Here is an 18,635-nt window from a genome sequence, read left to right as displayed (position 1 = left end):
TTTGACTATCAAATCAAGATTTAGTAATATATTAAGATTATTATACATCAATTTAATATATTATAAATAAGTGTTAATGAAATAAAGTAGTAACCAATCTATGAAAGTAGAAAAAGATCAAATTATTACAGCGGTTAAAGGTTTAACCAGACGGGTAAATATCAAACAAAAACATTTAGAAATCATCGATCAAGCCATTGGATATAATAAGTATAAGAAAGAAGAATGGGAGGAAATTCTTAATAGTAACAATATTAATTTAGCCCTTAATAACAAAATTTATACCATGGAAATGGTGCGACTTTTAACCTTAAGAGCGATAGTTAATCCTGATACTATTATTGAGTATTTTACATGGTTAAGTGAAGGGCAAAAACAAAATAAAGATGCTTTGAAATATGCTTTTTCTTTTCAAGAACAAGTTTATAATATCTCTCAAAATACATTAAATTATATTGATAATCAATTAAAAAGTGGTATTCGTAAGTTAAAAAGTCCTTTCGAGGCAATTTTTTGTAGAATTTTTGAAGATCGTACTTTTTCTCTTGCCCCTAATGAATTAGAATTATTAAAATTAAAATTATTAGACTTACAAACTATTATTAATCATAGCAATAGTTTATGGCAAACTTTTTGTATTGATGATGAAAATTTATTTAGCAAAAATACATTATTTGTTGAACCTAATTTTGAAGCATCTACAGGCAAAGAGAAAAATAAATGGTTTAATTTCCTGCCCGTTTATAAAAAAGAAGATGAATTTGATAAAATTGATAACATTAATTCCTTACTAATATTGGGATACGGAAGTGCATATCTTCCAGAATATTTACCAATATTAAGCTATTTACATAAAAAATTTAATCATACTAATATTCAAATTATTCCCATAGATGATTATACACTAAACCTTAGTGAATCTTGTGAATATATATTTCTTGAAGGGTTGTTATATGAATCACTATCTCTGACTAACTCTAAATGGAGTGATATTCATGATTCTTATTACTCTTTTAAAATTCAAAAAAAAACTACTTTCAATAATAAACAAATAATCGTCAGTATTATAGGAAGAGAATTTTTAGAAGGTATGAACAAGTATAAACTTGAAGAAAATGAGTGGTTAAAAGATTGTTTTGAACAGTTAAATTTTTCTAAAACACTATTTTTTTTTAATGGATTACGTCATGAAGAAGATTCTCAAATAGCAAAAAGTATTAATAATTTGAGCCGTTATTTAAGTCAATATGATAAACTTGTATTAAAAAGAATACCTGTCATTTTTCATCATTTTGATCATCCAAAATTATACCCTTATAAAAATGATATGAATAGTTTTTTAAAACAACGATTTCCTTTAACAAAAAATGCTTTTGATGAATGGGGGAAAAGATCAAATATTTCTATTGCTTATTTTTCATGTTCTTTATTTGGTATTGTCAAAAATAATGGAATGATAGAATCAAATGGATACTACTATGATCATTACGGAGCTATATTAAAAAATCCTGATAATTGGAAACCTTTTGGTATATTATCACCTATTTATTGGTTACTAACAGGAAGATATGATGCTAATTTTTTAGATATTTAAAATCATGATTAATTATTGTGTCTAAATCTATATCTAAAGTAAAGACAATTAAAACAGACTTTTAAAGCTCATTCTAATAGTGTAAATAGTGTGGCATTTAGTCCTAATAGTCAATATTTAGCTAGTGGTAGTGGTGATAAAACTATTAACATTTGGAGGCTAAAATGAGGATATTTAATCAATATCAAAAAACAAGAATTATCAACTATTTTTAGGCATTAATCATTATTTCAATCCTTCTAATATTTAGCGATCGCCATGATTAAAATTCACTTAAATTAACATCAATAATTGTAAGAATAGCCACCATAATTATCTTCATTTCTTCAGGGAATAAAACCCCTAATTTTTTTTGAAAACGTTGAATATCAACACCTCTCAATTGTAAAGTATCAACGGCGGAAATTTTACTTAAATTATTAACCTTATTAGGGATAATTTTAACGTGCCAAGGATTTTGAGCAAAGTAATTTTTCCAGTCAGTAACAGGTGCAATTAACTTTAATGGTAACTTACCAATAGCATCAGAATTAATGACTATGACAGGGCGTATTTTTTTTATTTCTACTCCCAAAGTTGGCTCTAAATTAACTAACCAAATTTCTCCTCTTTTGGGTATATTTTTCTTTATATTCAACAAAATCTCCTCCGCTTAATTCTTGCCATTCACTATTGTTTTGATAATGAGATAACATTTTATCAGCACTTTCTAATAGAATTTGAGAGCGTTCTTCTTCTGGTAATCTTAAAATAGCTAATCTTTCCTCAAGAGATAAATCCTGCTTGTCTAAATTAGATGATGATTGATTTGTCATTAATAAACGCTCATATTCTTCCACAGAAAGTAAAATAGCAACTTGTCGCCCTTGTTTTTCAATGATAACAGGTTCTCGTCTAGCCCAATCTAATAACATTCCAAACCTATTTTTTGCTTCTGATGCCGTTAAACTTTTCATTATTTTAGTTAATTTTCTTGGATTATATAGCTATTTTAGCTAAAAGTTAGGATGAAAATGATCAAGTAATAGACAAATTATGAATAGTTTTATATTTAGTTAAAATTGAGTAAGAGTATTCTGATTAATATTTTCCTTAATAAGAGTTAATAAGTGAGGAGAAATATCTGTTTTGTGAAATAATATTTTAAGCATAAATATTTTTTGTTATTATGTTTATATAGTATTTATTTGAGAATATAATTTTATGTTGGAAAGAGAACAATTAATTCATGAAATTGAAAATACACCTGATATTTTAGTCAAAGAAGTTCTAAATTTTTTATTATTTATCAAATCAAAAAAACAACTATCAACCTCGCAGGATTCTTTATCACAAGATACTCAAATTCCATCTTTTTTAACGTTTATTGATGAGCTTAACGCCGAAACTTCACAGGAATTAACGACAAAACTCCCTGAAGATTTTGCCCAAAATTTAGACTATTATCTTTACGGTAATCCTAAACAGTAACCATGAAAAAAATCTTTGCTGATACTGGATATTGGATTGCATTATTAAATCCTGATGATAGCTTACATCAAAAAACAAGAGAAATAACAACTTCTATTGGCAATACAACTATTGTCACCAGTGAAATGATATTTACTGAGTTATTAAATGCTTTTTCTGGGAGGGGAAAAATTTATAAACAAAAAGCAGTTAAATTTATCGAATATTCTTTCACAAATCCTCAAATAGAAGTCATATCTCAAACAGAAGAATTAATTAAAAAATCTTTAGAATTGTATAAAAAAAGATTAGATAAACAATGGAGTTTAACTGATTGCTCATCTTTTTATATAATGGAAAAACAAAATATTGTATTGCTCTTGCTTACGATAAGCATTTTGAACAAGCTGGATTTAGAGCATTATTAAGATAAAAAATTGTAATCCTTTTTTATTTTTATATTTTTCATGAAAATTTTTGTTAACCTTGCATAAATAGGCAAAGTTCGACTGATATATATAAGAAGGCTAAAACAGCAAAATGAAATCATGATTCTTTCAAAACTTTCCTCAAGACAAAATCTGCTTAAAAACATTCTCGACAACTCCCAACAAGCCTTACAACTAGGTTTGTGGGGGGCAACAGGAGGAGCGATGGGCAGTATAATTGGTGATATTATTTTAGCCGGACAAAATCAAACCACTTTTATCGCTGTAGTTATCATGACGGGTTTTTGGTTTGCCATTATTGGATTTGCGATCGCTCTTAGTTTATTATTAGGATATAATTGCTACTTAAAAAGAGGTATGAGGTGGGGAGAAAGCCTCAAATCGGCATTATTACCTGGATTACTGTCAGGGTTAATCGCTGGAGGTATCGCACAGGGGATATTTTCCATTTTGGGTGCAACAGAGATATTAAGAGTGATATGTTGGGGTATAGCTGGAGGATTATTGGGATTTGGTTTAAGTTTTCGTATCCCCAATTTAGACAAAATTCGAGGGTTAGGAGGAGGATTTTTAGGGGGAATAATTGGCGGTTGTCTTTTTATCGGTTTTAGCTTCATTGCTGGGGAAATAATTGGGCGTATTTTCGGATTAGCCGCCATTGGTTTTTTTATTGGTTTAATGATAATCTTAATCGAAGCAGTTTTTCGAGAAGCGTGGTTAATTGTGCATTATGGAGAAAACGAACAAAAAACCGTATCTTTAGGCAGTCAACCAGTGATTTTAGGCAGTAGTAATAAAGCCCATATTTATTTACCAAAATCTCAGGGTTATACCCCTATAACTGCTAAAATTTACTTAGAAAATAAACAAATTTTTATCAACTTTGATCAAGAATATGGACAAAAAATGAAACAATTAACCCAAGAATTAAAAAACGGAGATAAACGTAAATTAGGTAATATAGCTATTGAGATAAAAACCCAATAATTGTTACAAGCAACCAATAATTGTTACAGGCAAGATGCCTGTTTTACGGATTATATGTGATAAGCTAAGACGCATTTGAGTTGCCTATTTGCCTAAAATTATCTATCAAAATAGTTGAAATAATTATAAATAATGGTCAAATATACATTAACAATTACTAATAAAGAGGATAACCAAAATTTTAGTTATAGTTTACAATTAAATCAAAACCAAGAAGATAATCCTCAGCTTATTTTTAATCATGAAATTATCTCTAGTATAAAAACACAACTAGAAACTAAAAGTTTAGCTACCATTAATCAATATCAATTACAACAAATAATTAATAGTTGGATAGAAGATATAAAAGAGGGTTATCGTCTCACTCCTATAACGATAAAATTAAAATCAATGCTAGATGAAAAAATAAAATTATTAATAGATTCAGGTAATCAAGAAATACCTAATTTTATCGAACCAGATTTAGAAAATATCGAACCAACAGGAGGAGTTTTACCACCTTTATCTAGTATCTTTTCTTTTTAATTAGACATTTGGTATAGACTATTTGTTATATAGGTTTGTAGTGAGGGCTTCCGCCCTTATTCTTCAAAATTTTGTCCACAATAGTTAAAGCCATTACTACGAACTTAAACTATTAAAATTATCTAAAAAAATTATGGAATTAAATAACCCTTTAAAAGTAGAAATTACACCCCATCGAGAATTTTTAGCCGCCGATACAGCAGATCAAAAATTGTTTATTATGCTAAAATTACGCCCGATAAAAGAAGTAGCAAATAGTCGCCCTTCAACCACTGTTAGTATTTTAATTGACACCAGTGGTTCAATGTATGAAATTGTCTCAGGTAATCCTCAACCAACAGGTAATTTTATTACCACTGACGGCAACCAATATCGAGAAGTTACTGGCGGTAAAAGTAAGATTGATATTGTCATTGAATCCCTCAATAATTTAATCGATTCGGGTTTACTTAATCAGCAAGATAAGGTATGTTTAATACAGTTTGACGATCAAGCGTCCACTCTTATTCCTTTAACTCCAACTACTCAAAAACAAGACTTAAAAAATGCGATCGCCCGTTTAAAAGAATTTAGCGGAGGCACTTGTATGGGTAAAGGCATGGAAGAAGCCTTAAATATTTTAAGTAAACAATCCATGACAAGTAAAAGGGCGATTATATTTACTGATGGGCAAACATTTGATGAATTTGAATGTCAAGAATTAGCGAAAAAATTTGCTGAAAATAGTATTCCTATTACCGCTTTAGGTATCGGTGAATATAACGAAGATTTGTTAATTAACTTAGGAGATACCACCGCCGGGCGACTATATCATATTGTCGAAAAAGAAGCAAAAGGTACACAAATACCAGTAGAGAAAGTAGCACAAACAATCTTTGAAGAATATCAAAACACTATCGGTGAAGTTATCAATAATCTTGCCATGAATATCAAAACCGTCAAAGGAGTTGAATTAAACAGAGTAACAAGAGTATATCCCGAACAAGCAGAATTTCCCTTATTACAGCAACCCTATCATATCGGTTCAGCTAGAGGCAACGATGAAACAGTGTTTATCCTCGAATTTGATGTAGATAGTCGAGCTAGTTCTAAAGTTAGAGTAGCACAATTAGGCTTAACTTATGATGTCCCCGCCCAAAATCGTCGAGGAGAGTTACCTCCCCAGAATATTGTAGTCCAATTTTTAGCAGGACAAGGAGCAACCACTGCCGTAGATCAAGAAGTAATGGGGTATGTTCAACAAAGAAACATAAGTCAATTAATAGATGATGCCACAAAAGTAGCTGAAGAAAACCCCGAATTAGCAGAGCAAAAAATGGAGACTGCCCGTCGTCTTACCGTTAAAATTGGGAATCAGGATATGTTAGAATCCCTCAATGAAGGCATTATCGAGTTACGCAAAACCCGTAAAATTTCCTCTAGCACTCGTAAAACCGTTAAAATGGGAGCTAAGGGTAAAACCGTCAAAATGTCAACTACTGATTTAGATGAGGGCTTATCCGATGAGCAAATTCGCCAATTAACAGGCACTTAAAGAAGAATAAATTAGTCGTTATAAATGGTAAATTCGATATTTTTATTACTGATAAATTAATTAATTCTATGACTATTACTTGTAATGTTTGTGGATATGATCGAAACCCCGAAGACTTAGAATTTTGTGATGCTTGTGGAGCAGAACTTGTTATAAATACATTAGATGTAACTCCAAATATACCTCCCTCTCCTCCTTCACCTACTTTTGATGACTCCTTAGAATCCTCTCCTACTGTTAAAGTTACCCCTTCTAATCCTGAATCCATTATTCCCTCTTCTCCTCCTTCACCTATTACTACTGGTAAAGCCAAGTTGATTAGTAAAATGCCTAAGGCCCCTATTCCTGAATTTATGATCGAGAACTATGCTAATATTGGTATATTCGACCCTGATACTGGGCCTGTGGATATAGACTTAGAGCATTTTTTAGGTAATGAGACAGTTTCTCGTCAACACGGTGAAATTTACTTCGAGAATCACCAATGGAAGATTAAAGATTTAGGCTCAACTAATGGTATTTTTATCAAAAAAGTTGGACAAAATCGTTTTAATGCCCGTATTACCACTCCTGACATTCTGGAAAATGGTGATGAAATTGCTATCGCCAAAATTCGTTTTACCTTTCAAATTATCGATTAATTTTTTTCTCTCGCAAAGACGCAAAGACGCAAAGTCTGGTAAAACTCATAGGTTGAGGATAAGGAAGAAAGAAGTATCTGGAAACTATTATTTCTTGCTTACCTTTACCCCAAGTCTATTTACTATATAAATATTCACTAAAAATCAATGGATTTAGTCACAATTCAACAAGGAAAAACTATAACTTTAGATAATATTGAAATTGAAATTATTAAATATTTGGGGTTACTAAATAATCGAATTCACTATTACCAAGTTAAAGTTATTAACGCTGAAAAATATACTTTAAATCAATGTTTAGGATTATTGAGAATCGGTGATATTGATAGTAACTTATCCCACGAAATTAACCTCAGAAATCAACTTAATGATTATGGCATGATTAGTGATTTATGGGCAAATATCACCCTAGAAAATATCATCCTTAATCCATCGTCTTCCTTAGAGATAACTAATCAATCTACAGACTTAGAATTTCAAGAAAACTTACCTCTTACTGACAGTCCAAATTTAGAAATAATCGAGAATCAACAAGATGAAAATAGAGAAGATAAACAAGAAGATTTTACCCTAGATTTACCCCTCACTTCGCAACAGAATAATTTAGAAACAGACAGTTATTTAGCAGAAGAAAAAGATGATGATTATTTAGAAGAAGAATACTATCCTGAAATCGAAATTGACAACCAAGAATCATCCACTAAATTATTGATTCTTATCCCTTATCCAGAAGAAAAAAATACCCTTACTTACTGGTTAAGTCAATCTCATAGTGACGAAGAAAAACTATCCCTTTTAGTCACCCTTTGTCAAGGCTTTTTTTATATCTCTCAAAATGGTTGGTATTGTTTAGATTTATCACCACAATTTATCTCCATTGGCACACCAATTAAGTTTTTTGATTTAACCCATGTTTATCCCCAAGAAATAAAACTAAAAACGGGTTTATTAGGCACATATTCAGCACCTGAATTAGCCTATAGTAAAGAGATTAATCAATTTATGAGTAGTTATGTTATCGGTGCATTAATGTATCAAATGTTTCATGAACAAAAATTACCTATTCGTCAAAATTTAACTATTAATTTAATTCCTAGAATATATCAAATTTTACAAGTTTGCTTATCACCAATTGCCGAAGAAAGATACTCATTAAATCAACTATTAAAACTACTAATCGAAACGAGAAATAGTTTAAGACAAAACATAATCTCATGGAAAATTGCCAAAAAATCGATACTAGGTTTATCTCCAAAAAGATTAGTTAATGAAGACAGTTATGGCATCAAACAGCAAGAAATCAACCAAAATAATCTAATTTTAGCAGGTATAGCCGATGGTATGGGAGGAATGGCACAAGGAGAATTAGCCAGTAAATTAGCCATTCAAACCTTATTAGAAACTCCCTTTAATTTTGAATTAAACAATGCAGAAAATCAACAAAAATGGCTAACAGAAATCTTTAATCAAGCAAACCAAAACATTAACCAACAAGTAAAAGAAGGAGGCACAACATTAAGCGTAATTTTAGCGATAAATAATCAATTAATAATTAGTCATGTGGGTGATAGTCGCATTTATTTAATCAGAAGAGAAGAAATAAAACAACTCAGTGAAGATCATTCTTTAGTTAATATGTTATTAGCTAGTGAACAAATTACCTATGAAGAAAGTTTAGATCATCCTGACAGAAATGTGTTAATAAAATCCCTAGGCTCAAAATCTGTTTTAAGTGCTGGTTATGTGCAAAATTTAAGTAAAAATAATCAGGCAATATCTCTAACTTTAGAAAACAATGATATATTGATTTTATGTAGTGATGGAGTTTGGGATTATTTTACTAATCAAGAGTTTTTAGATATTTTTATTCAGGAAAATAACCTCGATTCAGCCATTAATAAAATTATCCAACAGGTTTTAAACAAAGGTGCATCTGATAATGCCACAATTATCGCTTTAAAATGCTCTGTTAAACCTTATGAATTTTAAAAGTTTGCCATAAATCCTTGAGAATTTCAACGGCTGATTTATTATCAAAAAATTAAATTGATTTTGCGATGCACACCTCGCCCTACTATAATATATGACTATTCAATGTCCAGCTTGTTTAGAACAGAATCCTCTAAGTGTAACTTTTTGTCAAATTTGTGGCTATTCTTTAATCGAATTTTATTCTGATAATGATTCAAAAAATCAAGAAAAAACCCAAAATACTGGAAATAATTCTCCCCATCATTTAAAACTAAACACTTTATTATTAAATGGGCGTTATCAAATATTAGAAACCCTCGGCGAAGGTGGTTTCGGTATCACTTATAAAGGTATCTATCTCGCAAATCAAGCTACCGTTGCGATTAAAGAATTATGGGCAGAAAAATCAGCTAGACAAGATAATAACGTTATTTGGTCACTGAATACAACTCCTAAAGAAAAACAATTACAAATTCAAAAATTTAAGCTAGAATCTGACAACCAAAAAAAATGTCTTCATCCTAATATTCCCAAAGTTTATGAATGTTTTGAAGAAAATAATACTGCTTATATTGTCATGGAATTTATTGAAGGTAAATCTTTATTAAAAATTCTTGAAGAAGAAGGAATAATCAGTGAGAGTCGAATTAAAAAATACTTTATTCAAATAGCAGAAGCCTTAAAAATAATTCATGATAATAATTTCTTACATCGAGATATAAAACCAGAAAATATTATTATTAATCCTCAAGATAACGCCATTTTAATCGACTTCGGTGCTACCAAAGAATTTATTAATGGTATGATAAGTGTAATGAGTACTGTTCTAACTCGTGGATATGCCCCCTATGAACAATATAGCACTAAAAGTAAACGATTTGCGGCTACAGATTTTTATGCTTTGTGTGCCTCAATGTATGAATTATTAACGGGAAAATTACCTGAAGATGCGGCAGAAAGAGTTGATTCTATTTTACATAATAAAGGTAAAGATCCTTTAATTTCTCCTCGTCAATTACGCCCTGATATTACTCCTTTAATGGAGAATATTATTTTAACAGGAATGCGGATTAAAGTTGAAGAAAGATTCCAAACTGCTACTGAATTAATTAAGGCTTTACAAGGAAATTTTCTTTCTCCTTTACATAAAAAAGCTCAAGATTTTTTACAGCAACATAATTTAGTAGAAGCCGTAAAAGCCTATCAAAATTGTCTGCAAAGTGAGCTGAATAATGATCAGGTAATGATAGAATTAGCATTAGTACAAACTCATGTTAACCCTCAACAAGCAGAAATTACAGCAAATCAGGCGATAAAATTAAATCCCCATGACGGCAGAAGTTACGCTGTTTTAGGTTTAATGGCTTGTCGTCAGGGAAATTGGCAAAAAGCTGTGTCAGATTTACAAAAAGCCTCCGAGTTAACACCACAACAAGGGTGGATAAAAAGTAACTTGGCTTGGGGATTGGGAAAGTTAGGCAAATGGCAAGAAGCAGAAACCGTTATAAATCAAGCCTTATCTTTAGATAGTAATTGTACTTTTTCTTTAGGTGTGAAAGCATGGATTTTAACCAAACAGAAACAATGGAATTGCGATATTTCCCCCGCAACTCAAGCTATTTTTAAGTCAAAACAAATTAATAATAGTCATAGTCAGGAATTGCAAAGTTGGGTATATCCTATTCTTATTTTTAGCTTAAAACACGCTGTTATCACTAAAAATGCTCAAGATGTCGGAAGAAAAATTAACGATTTTTGTCAACAAATTCCTGATAGTGGTTATGCTTGGGGTTTAAAAGGGTGGCATTACGCTAAAGAAGGGAAGTTAAATGAGGCAATTAATTACTTGCAAAAAGCGACTTCTTGTCAAGATTTTCCTCATGGGGTATTAATTAATCAAGGCATTATTTATGAGATGATAAATCAGCCTGAAAAAGCGATAAGTAGTTATAGCCAATATGAACAAATATTTTCTAATCATTATTTAGTTTATTATCGTTTAGGCACTTTATTTGCTCATCAGCAACAATGGCAGAATGCTCAAATTTATTTAGAAAAAGCCCTCAAAATTAATAATAAATTACCAGAGTTGTATCATAATTTAGCATGGGTTTTATTGAATGTTAGAAATATGGATGGAGATATAGAGAATTCTATTCAAGTTATGGCTAATTATCGTCAAGCGATTAAGTTATATTACGCTCAAAATTCTCCTTATGCGACACAACTCAAAAAACAATTTGATGATTTACAAATTAAACTTTAGTAAATAATGCGATTTGATGATTTACAAATTAAACTTTAGTAAATAATGCGATCGCCTTTTCTTGTTTGATAAATTAATGAATAATCCACAAATAATTATTTTCGGTGAAGTTTTATTCGATTGTTTTCCTGATGGTAATCTGGTTTTAGGAGGCGCACCTTTTAACGTAGCATGGCATTTACAAGCATTTGGTGTTTCACCTTTATTTATTTCTCGCATTGGCAATGATGCTTACGGAAAAATCATCAAAAAGGCTATGGAAGATTGGGGAATGAATATAACAGGGTTACAAGAAGATAAGATTAATCCTACGGGTATGGTGCAGGTAAAATTGATCAATAATGAACCACATTACGATATTCTCGAAAATAGTGCCTATGATTTTATTGATTCTTCTCTGATTCCGAATCTTCCTCAACATAGTATTCTTTATCATGGTACACTAGCTCTAAGAAATTCTACCTCTGCCAAAACTCTTGAGAAAATAAAAACTGATATATCTCCGTCTATATTTATTGATGTTAACTTACGATCGCCTTGGTGGAATTTAAACAGGATTAAATTATTATTAAAACAAGCATCATCATTAAAGTTAAACCAAGAAGAATTATCTTTTATTGTAAAGGAAGAAAAAAATATTAATCAAGCAATTAATCACTTATTCTCGACTTATCCCTTCAATAATATTATTCTCACCAAAGGAAAAGCTGGGGCAATTTTATTCACTCGTGACAATATCACTCACCAAATTTCACCCTCCCAAAATACCACTGTTATTGATACTGTAGGTGCTGGAGATGCTTTTTGTAGTGTATTAATTCTCGGTATGGTTAAAAAATGGGATATATTAACTACTTTAATCAAAGCTCAAAAATTTGCTAGTGCTATTGTAGGCATACAAGGAGCAACGACAAACCTAAAATCATTTTATGCCTCTTTTTTAAAACATTGACATCAATTATAATTAGCACATTTAGGGATAAATTCCTGACTATCTATGAAACAATGGAAAATTTATGAGTTCAGATACTGCTACTTTACTATTATCTTGTCCTGATCAACAGGGTTTAGTGGCAAAAATTGCCAATTTTATTTATGCTAACGGTGGTAATATTATTCATGCTGATCATCATACAGACTTAGAAGCAGGTTTATTTCTTTCTCGTATTGAATGGCAGTTACAAGGTTTTAATTTGCCTAGGGATTTGATAGGTAGAGCTTTTGAGGCGATCGCCCAACCATTAGAAGCAGATTGGCAACTACATTTTTCTGATACAATTCCTCAAATAGCAATATGGGTAAGTCAACAAGATCATTGTTTATATGATTTATTATGGCGTATTCAGGCAAAAGAATTAAAAGTAAAAGTTGGTTTAATAATTAGTAATCATGAAAAATTAGCTAAAATAGCCGATCAATTTGGAATCGAATTTCATTATTTACCGATTAATAAAGATAATAAAAAAGAGCAAGAATTAAAACAGTTAGAATTACTAAAAAATGCTAATATTGAGTTAGTAATTTTAGCAAAATATATGCAGGTTTTAAGTGCTGATTTTCTTCAAAAGTTTCCTAATGTAATTAATATTCATCACTCTTTTTTACCAGCATTTGTCGGGGCAAAACCCTATCATCAAGCCTATAGTAGAGGAGTTAAAATTATTGGGGCTACTGCCCATTATATTACCCAAGATTTAGATGCAGGACCAATTATTGAACAAGATGTTGTTAAAATTAGTCATCGAGATACCGTAGAAGATTTAATCAGAAAAGGTAAAGATTTAGAAAAAATTGTCTTGGCTAGAGGAGTGCGATTACACTTACAACATCGAGTTTTAGTTTATGGAAATCGTACTGTAGTTTTTGCTTAATTTTGGTTTTATTAATTTTCTTACAGTGCTTTTCAATTTGGTAAATCATACCCTCAAATTCTGGGCTGTGCATCGCCCTACTTTTATAAAAGAATTGTTGTTTATTGATCTGAAAACTGCTGTAAACTAAATAATTTAGTAAAACTCTATATAGCAATCCTAAATGATTCGTGGCAAAATAAGGACTACAAATTTAAAGGCAAGGGGTTTAAACCCCTTGTTGAATAACAGGTAAAACATTATTTCCTAATGTACATAATGTTAATATCGTGTGATTTTTTCGACTTTTTCAGCAAACCCTACTTAGGCTACATCATCGTGAGCAAAGCGATTATAGAGGAAGTCTAAAGCATAATTGCGCAGATCGTAGTATTGAGGATCTTCCATAATACGCTCCCTGTCACGAGGACGAGGGAAAGGTATATTTAATATTTCACCAATAGTCGCCGCTGGGCCATTAGTCATCATAATAAGACGATCGGCTAAAAACAAGGCTTCATCTATATCATGAGTAATCATTAAAACATTACAACGATATTCATTCCAAATATTAAGTAATTCTTCTTGTAACTCTTCTTTGGTAATAGGATCTAATGCACCAAAAGGCTCATCTAAAATAAGTACTTCAGGACGTATAGCTAAAGCACGGGCGATCGAAGTACGTTGTTTCATACCCCCAGAAATTTGGGTAGGCTTTTTGTCGGCAGCTTCCGTTAAACCGACTAAGGCTAAATGATCCCTTACTATGGCTCTTTTTTCTGCTTCTTTTTTCTCAGGATATACCGAATCAATAGCTAGATATACGTTTTCAAATACTGTTAACCAAGGTAAAAGGGAGTAGTTTTGAAATTCTACCATGCGATCGGGACCGGGTTTGGTAATAGGTTTACCTTTTAATTTTACTGATCCTGAAGTAGGTTGAGCAAAGCCTGAAACCATGTTTAAAAGTGTGGATTTACCGCATCCAGAATGGCCAATTACACAAATAAATTCCCCTTGATTAACATTCAAATTAACGTCTTGAAGAACGGTATAACTTCCTGTGGGAGTGGGATAAACTTTAGAAACATTTTCGATAGTTAAAAATGAGTCTTGATAGAGTTGTTTTTCCATTTTTTGTGCGAATTGTTTAGTGGATATTTGCATTATTTTGACTCCTGTTTAGATAATTTAATATCCCTTAAATAAGAGATAATTTTAAAGTTTTTGATAGTTAGTTTTATGAAAATAGAAAGGACATAAATAAAATATTTAAGTTGTCCAATCTTCTATTTTGAGATTCGGGACTTTAGAAAAATCCTGATTATTACAAGTTAACAAAATTAAGTTTTGATAAAGGGCGATTGCAGCAATTCTTAAATCCATTGTTGATACTGAAATTTTTTGATTTTTTAATTGTTCAAAAATGTCAACTACATTATCATCAAAGTCTAAAATTATTGCTTCCGAAAAACTGTTAATAATCTGTTGTAATAATGTGTAACCTTTAACTAGATTTTGTGTGTTTTGAGAACGAATAATAAAAGTATGAGCTCCAATTATTTGTTCATGAAAGCTAACGATAGAAAAGGCAAAATCCCTAGAAGAATCTTGACGAAGATTACTGATTAAAACTTGATATTCAGTACCTGATTTTCTTTGTAAGAAACTAATGTGATCAGTGTCTAATAAATATTTTATTTTTGCTGATTAATTTCTTCAAAAGACATTTTTTCTTGGCGGAATAATTTACCATATTCTAAGGCTTCAAGGAAAGTTTCTTCATCCGATATTGAACCGATTACATTTTCAAGCCAATCATCAGATTTAGTATTTTTATTAATCTGATTTTGTAAATTAAGAACTGTTTGTTCTAATGTACTCAAACGTTGTTCTATATTTGTTTGATCTGACATAATTTTCAATAACTTTACTCAATTTATTCTCTATTTTATCCCCCTAAATCTATGGTTAGTAGTAATAGTAATGACTTTAGAGTACTCTAAAGAAGAAATTACAAACTATGCCGCTAGTAATGCACGAGAATTTAAGGGAATTTCCGCCATCGTTACATTACGTTTAATTTCAAGATGGTTTAAATAACCGATCGGATCTTCACCATCAAAAGGTATTCCATCAAATAATTTAATGGCTTCTCGGCGATATTTTAAGTCACTTAATCCTAATTCACGACAAGCAGTACTAAAGACACCAACTCGGCATACTCTTTCTAAAATTTCTACCCAGTTACGGGGGAAGGGAATATCTCCCCATCGTGCCATTTGTGTCATCATCCATAAATGTTCTGTACGACTTGGGCGATTCATGCCGTCTCCATAAAACCGATGATGAGCATATTCAACAGATTTTTCTAAGTTACAACTGTAGGAATTAGGATCACCTAATTGAATATAATCAATTTTAGTACTTAAATATTTACGATCGCTTAAAATAGTGCGTATTTCTTCCTGATTACTAGAATCAGCACAATATTGACAGGCTTCCAAAAGGGCTTTGACAAGGGCAATATGGCTATTAGGATAGTTGTTTGCCCAATCTTCCCTTACCCCTAATACTTTACCCGGATGTCCATTCCATACTTCCAAATCTGTTGCTACGGTGAAGCCGAAACCTTCCATAGCCGCGCGTAAGTTCCAAGGTTCACCTACACAGTAACCGTCAATACTACCTGCTTTTAAATCAGCGATCATTTGTGCGGGGGGAATAGTCTGTAAGTGTACATCATAATCAGGATCGATGCCTTCAGCCGCCAACCAATATCGTAGTAAAATATTGTGCATAGATGATGGATGTACCATACCAAAAGTATGATTCTCTTCTACAGATTCCAGTAACATTCTTTTGAGATGATGCCCATCATGAATTCCCATGTCATAGAATTTCTTAGCGAGAGTTACACCATTACCATTACGAGTCATTGTCAAAGCACTTACAACGGGTAAAGGTTCATTTTGATTGCCTCCCACCGTTAACCAAGTGGGCATTCCTGCCGGCATTTGAGCCGCATCTAAATAACCCCCTGCGATACCATCAACAATACCTCGCCAACTGGTTTCTCTGACTAAATTAACCTCATCTAAGCCATGTTTAGTGAAAAATCCTTTTTCTTTAGCAATGGCTAAAGGTGCGCAAGCAGTTAAAGGTAAAAAACCGATTTCCAAATTGACTTTTTCTAAGCCATGACGGGAGATAACTCCTTGTTTTTGGGCTCGAATTTTTTTGATGCGTTTTTGTTGATTTAAAAAGTAAATAATTTCGCTTCTTAAACTGTAATAACTAGGGTGATTTACTACTTCCATTCTTTGGCGAGGACGAGGAATATCTACTTCTAAAATACCGCCAATTTTTGAGCCAGGCCCGTTAGTTAACATGACGATTTTATCTGATAATAAAACTGCTTCATCCACATCATGAGTCACCATTATGGCAGTGATTTGATAGCGATCGCATATTTGCATTAACTGTTCTTGTAAATTGCCTCTGGTTAAAGCATCTAATGCACCAAAAGGCTCATCTAATAAAAGTAATTTCGGACGAATAGATAAAGCACGGGCGATAGCAACTCGTTGTCTCATACCACCAGATAACTGATTAGGGAACTTATCAACGGCATGACTCAAACCCACAAGATTAATATGATCTTCAACGATTTCCTTTCTTTCACTATCAGAATAACCCTTCATAACTTCATCAACAGCTAAAGCGATATTTTGACGAACAGTTAACCAAGGTAAAAGACAATAACTTTGAAAATTAACCATCCTTTCAGGCCCTGGTTTTTGGATTTTTTGCCCCTCTAAAGTAACAATTCCTTCCGTTGGTAAATCTAAACCAGCAATCATATTTAAGAGAGTGGACTTACCACAACCAGAGTGACCAATTAGAGAAATAAATTCACCTTTTTTTATCTCTAAATTAATGCCTTTTAAAGCTAAATATTCACCACCACCTGTTAAAGAAAATACTTTTTCAATATTATCAACTGCGACAAAAACTGACATAAATTTAACTCCTTAAAATACTTAAAAATAATTAATTGTTTGTAGTTAGGGCTTTAGCCCTTTTTTCGTCCTAAAAGACTTACTACGAACTATTGGCGGACAATTTTAGATTGAATCCAAGCCATGAATTTATCAAGAATTAAACCAATTGCACCGATATAAATTAGTGCTAAAATAATGTCACTAATATAATTATTTTGATAAGAATCCCAGATAAAAAAGCCAATTCCAACGATACCAGACATAACAATTTCTGCCGCAATAATCGCTAACCATGCCAAACCAATAGCAATTCTTAAACCAGTAAAAATGTAGGGTAATGCAGAAGGAATTAAAATTTTAAAGAAGAATTTTTTGTTAGAAAGTTGTAAAACTTGTTGGACATTAATATAGTCTTGAGGTATTTGTTGAACACCAACTACAGTATTAAGTAAAATAGGCCAAACTGCGGTAATAAAAATAACGAATAATGCGGCAGGTTGATTTTGCTGTAATGCAGCGAGGGCAATGGGTACCCATGCTAAAGGAGGTACGGTTCTTAAGAATTGAAATAGGGGATCTAATGCCTTATTTAAGAAAGGATTTAAACCAACTAAAATACCAACTCCAATACCAACAACTGCAGCAAAAGAATAGCCGATTAAAACTCTTTGTAAACTAGCCATTGCTTGCCAAAATAAACCAACATCAGTACCGCCACGATCGAAAAATGGGTACATTAAATAAATGCGAGTTCGTTCATTAGTAATAAGAGAAATTGGCCCCGGTAATTTAACTAATCCGATAGTTGAAAATAGTTGCCAAATTAATAAAAAACCTACAATTCCTAAAATGGGGGGTAAAATATTTTTCCCGTTTTTCTTCCAAAATTTAGTTAAAAAATTACTATTATTTCTTGATGTTCTGATGGTGGTAGCCATGATGTAAATTTCCTCTTTTTTTTGATTAATATTTATTGGTAATAATTAAACTTTTTTTATCGCTAAACTATCTAAATAAGCCTTGGGATTTGCTGGATCAAATGTTTTTCCGTCAAATAATGTTTCTACTCCACGGGAATCACTACTGGGAATGTCCGCCGAAGGAATACCTGCTTCTGTTGCCGCTTCTCGCCATAAGTCAGATCGATTTACCTTGTCAATCAAGGCTTTAGCGTTATCATCTAAATAACTAGCAGGTAAAAAGCCCCAACGTACACTCTCCGTAATAAACCATAAATCGAGACTCTTATAAGGGAAAGAAACACTGCCTTTATCAGTTTTCCAATATTGAACCGCCATTTTGTAATCATCTATATCTGGTTGCCCGTCACCCATTTTATATTTACCCATTAAAGCTGGTTCGAGT

General features: G+C 31.8%; 18 protein-coding genes and 2 pseudogenes. 12 read left to right on the top strand and 8 right to left on the bottom strand.

Translation table 11 applies throughout. From position 1 onward, the window contains the following. Positions 1 to 100 precede the first annotated feature (100 nt). The gene (locus FWJ34_RS02980; protein ID WP_308253842.1) at positions 101 to 1,594 is read left to right on the top strand and encodes a hypothetical protein; all 1,494 of its coding nucleotides are present in this window, start codon (positions 101 to 103) and stop codon (positions 1,592 to 1,594) included. Between the two features lie 57 nt (positions 1,595 to 1,651). Next, positions 1,652 to 1,762: pseudogene (locus FWJ34_RS02975) on the top strand (WD40 repeat domain-containing protein); the annotation flags it as partial. A gap of 94 nt (positions 1,763 to 1,856) precedes the next feature. Here the strand turns inward: FWJ34_RS02975 and FWJ34_RS02970 are convergent. Together FWJ34_RS02970 and FWJ34_RS02965 are read right to left on the bottom strand one after the other, a co-directional pair. Next, positions 1,857 to 2,231 carry a type II toxin-antitoxin system PemK/MazF family toxin gene (locus FWJ34_RS02970; protein ID WP_308253841.1) on the bottom strand — a complete coding sequence of 125 codons (375 nt, stop codon included), beginning with the start codon at positions 2,229 to 2,231 and terminating at the stop codon, positions 1,857 to 1,859. Beyond that, positions 2,182 to 2,550, bottom strand: coding sequence for a type II toxin-antitoxin system prevent-host-death family antitoxin (locus FWJ34_RS02965; RefSeq protein ID WP_308253840.1), 369 nt, complete (start codon positions 2,548 to 2,550; stop codon positions 2,182 to 2,184). Before FWJ34_RS02965 ends, FWJ34_RS02970 begins: the two co-directional genes overlap by 50 nt. Positions 2,551 to 2,797: 247 nt before the next feature. On the opposite strand from FWJ34_RS02965, the gene FWJ34_RS02960 reads away from it, so the two are divergent. From FWJ34_RS02960 to purU, 10 genes are all read left to right on the top strand, one after another. Further along, the gene (locus tag FWJ34_RS02960) at positions 2,798 to 3,064 is read left to right on the top strand and encodes a hypothetical protein (RefSeq protein WP_308253839.1); all 267 of its coding nucleotides are present in this window, start codon (positions 2,798 to 2,800) and stop codon (positions 3,062 to 3,064) included. A gap of 2 nt (positions 3,065 to 3,066) precedes the next feature. Continuing rightward, positions 3,067 to 3,471: a PIN domain-containing protein gene (locus tag FWJ34_RS02955; protein WP_308253838.1), complete on the top strand. Its 405-nt coding sequence runs from the start codon at positions 3,067 to 3,069 to the stop codon at positions 3,469 to 3,471. Between the two features lie 120 nt (positions 3,472 to 3,591). Then, positions 3,592 to 4,479, top strand: coding sequence for a hypothetical protein (locus FWJ34_RS02950; RefSeq protein ID WP_308253837.1), 888 nt, complete (start codon positions 3,592 to 3,594; stop codon positions 4,477 to 4,479). Between the two features lie 132 nt (positions 4,480 to 4,611). Continuing rightward, the gene (locus FWJ34_RS02945) at positions 4,612 to 5,004 is read left to right on the top strand and encodes a hypothetical protein (protein WP_308253836.1); all 393 of its coding nucleotides are present in this window, start codon (positions 4,612 to 4,614) and stop codon (positions 5,002 to 5,004) included. A gap of 133 nt (positions 5,005 to 5,137) precedes the next feature. Beyond that, positions 5,138 to 6,538, top strand: coding sequence for a VWA domain-containing protein (locus tag FWJ34_RS02940; RefSeq protein ID WP_308253835.1), 1,401 nt, complete (start codon positions 5,138 to 5,140; stop codon positions 6,536 to 6,538). A 68-nt stretch (positions 6,539 to 6,606) separates the two neighbouring features. Beyond that, the gene (locus FWJ34_RS02935; protein ID WP_308253834.1) at positions 6,607 to 7,179 is read left to right on the top strand and encodes an FHA domain-containing protein; all 573 of its coding nucleotides are present in this window, start codon (positions 6,607 to 6,609) and stop codon (positions 7,177 to 7,179) included. Between the two features lie 147 nt (positions 7,180 to 7,326). Further along, positions 7,327 to 9,168 carry a protein phosphatase 2C domain-containing protein gene (locus FWJ34_RS02930; protein WP_308253833.1) on the top strand — a complete coding sequence of 614 codons (1,842 nt, stop codon included), beginning with the start codon at positions 7,327 to 7,329 and terminating at the stop codon, positions 9,166 to 9,168. A gap of 94 nt (positions 9,169 to 9,262) precedes the next feature. Beyond that, entirely contained in the window at positions 9,263 to 11,416 is a 2,154-nt protein-coding gene (locus tag FWJ34_RS02925) for a protein kinase domain-containing protein (RefSeq protein WP_308253832.1), read from the top strand. 76 nt (positions 11,417 to 11,492) lie between these two features. Continuing rightward, positions 11,493 to 12,368, top strand: coding sequence for a carbohydrate kinase (locus FWJ34_RS02920; protein WP_308253831.1), 876 nt, complete (start codon positions 11,493 to 11,495; stop codon positions 12,366 to 12,368). Between the two features lie 64 nt (positions 12,369 to 12,432). Then, complete coding sequence (purU, locus tag FWJ34_RS02915) at positions 12,433 to 13,287, top strand: formyltetrahydrofolate deformylase (protein ID WP_308253830.1); 855 nt, start codon at positions 12,433 to 12,435, stop codon at positions 13,285 to 13,287. Positions 13,288 to 13,590: 303 nt separating this feature from the next. Here the strand turns inward: purU and FWJ34_RS02910 are convergent, their stop codons facing one another. The 6 genes and pseudogenes from FWJ34_RS02910 to FWJ34_RS02885 form a co-directional block, all read right to left on the bottom strand. After that, complete coding sequence (locus FWJ34_RS02910) at positions 13,591 to 14,400, bottom strand: nitrate ABC transporter ATP-binding protein (RefSeq protein WP_308253868.1); 810 nt, start codon at positions 14,398 to 14,400, stop codon at positions 13,591 to 13,593. Between the two features lie 138 nt (positions 14,401 to 14,538). Further along, the gene (locus FWJ34_RS02905) at positions 14,539 to 14,895 is read right to left on the bottom strand and encodes a type II toxin-antitoxin system VapC family toxin (RefSeq protein WP_396231611.1); all 357 of its coding nucleotides are present in this window, start codon (positions 14,893 to 14,895) and stop codon (positions 14,539 to 14,541) included. 68 nt (positions 14,896 to 14,963) lie between these two features. Further along, positions 14,964 to 15,182: a transferase hexapeptide repeat containing protein gene (locus tag FWJ34_RS02900; RefSeq protein WP_308253829.1), complete on the bottom strand. Its 219-nt coding sequence runs from the start codon at positions 15,180 to 15,182 to the stop codon at positions 14,964 to 14,966. Between the two features lie 105 nt (positions 15,183 to 15,287). Next, on the bottom strand, positions 15,288 to 17,288 hold the full coding sequence (locus tag FWJ34_RS02895) for a nitrate ABC transporter ATP-binding protein (RefSeq protein WP_308253828.1): 2,001 nt from the start codon (positions 17,286 to 17,288) through the stop codon (positions 15,288 to 15,290). Positions 17,289 to 17,377: 89 nt separating this feature from the next. After that, complete coding sequence (gene ntrB / locus FWJ34_RS02890) at positions 17,378 to 18,208, bottom strand: nitrate ABC transporter permease (protein ID WP_308253827.1); 831 nt, start codon at positions 18,206 to 18,208, stop codon at positions 17,378 to 17,380. A gap of 45 nt (positions 18,209 to 18,253) precedes the next feature. Next, positions 18,254 to 18,635: pseudogene (locus tag FWJ34_RS02885) on the bottom strand (bicarbonate-binding protein); the annotation flags it as partial.

Source organism: Geminocystis sp. GBBB08 (assembly GCF_016743215.1).
Classification (GTDB): domain Bacteria; phylum Cyanobacteriota; class Cyanobacteriia; order Cyanobacteriales; family Cyanobacteriaceae; genus Geminocystis.
The sequence above is the reverse complement of the archived record's forward strand: the minus strand, read 5'-3'. Positions and strand labels throughout refer to the sequence as shown.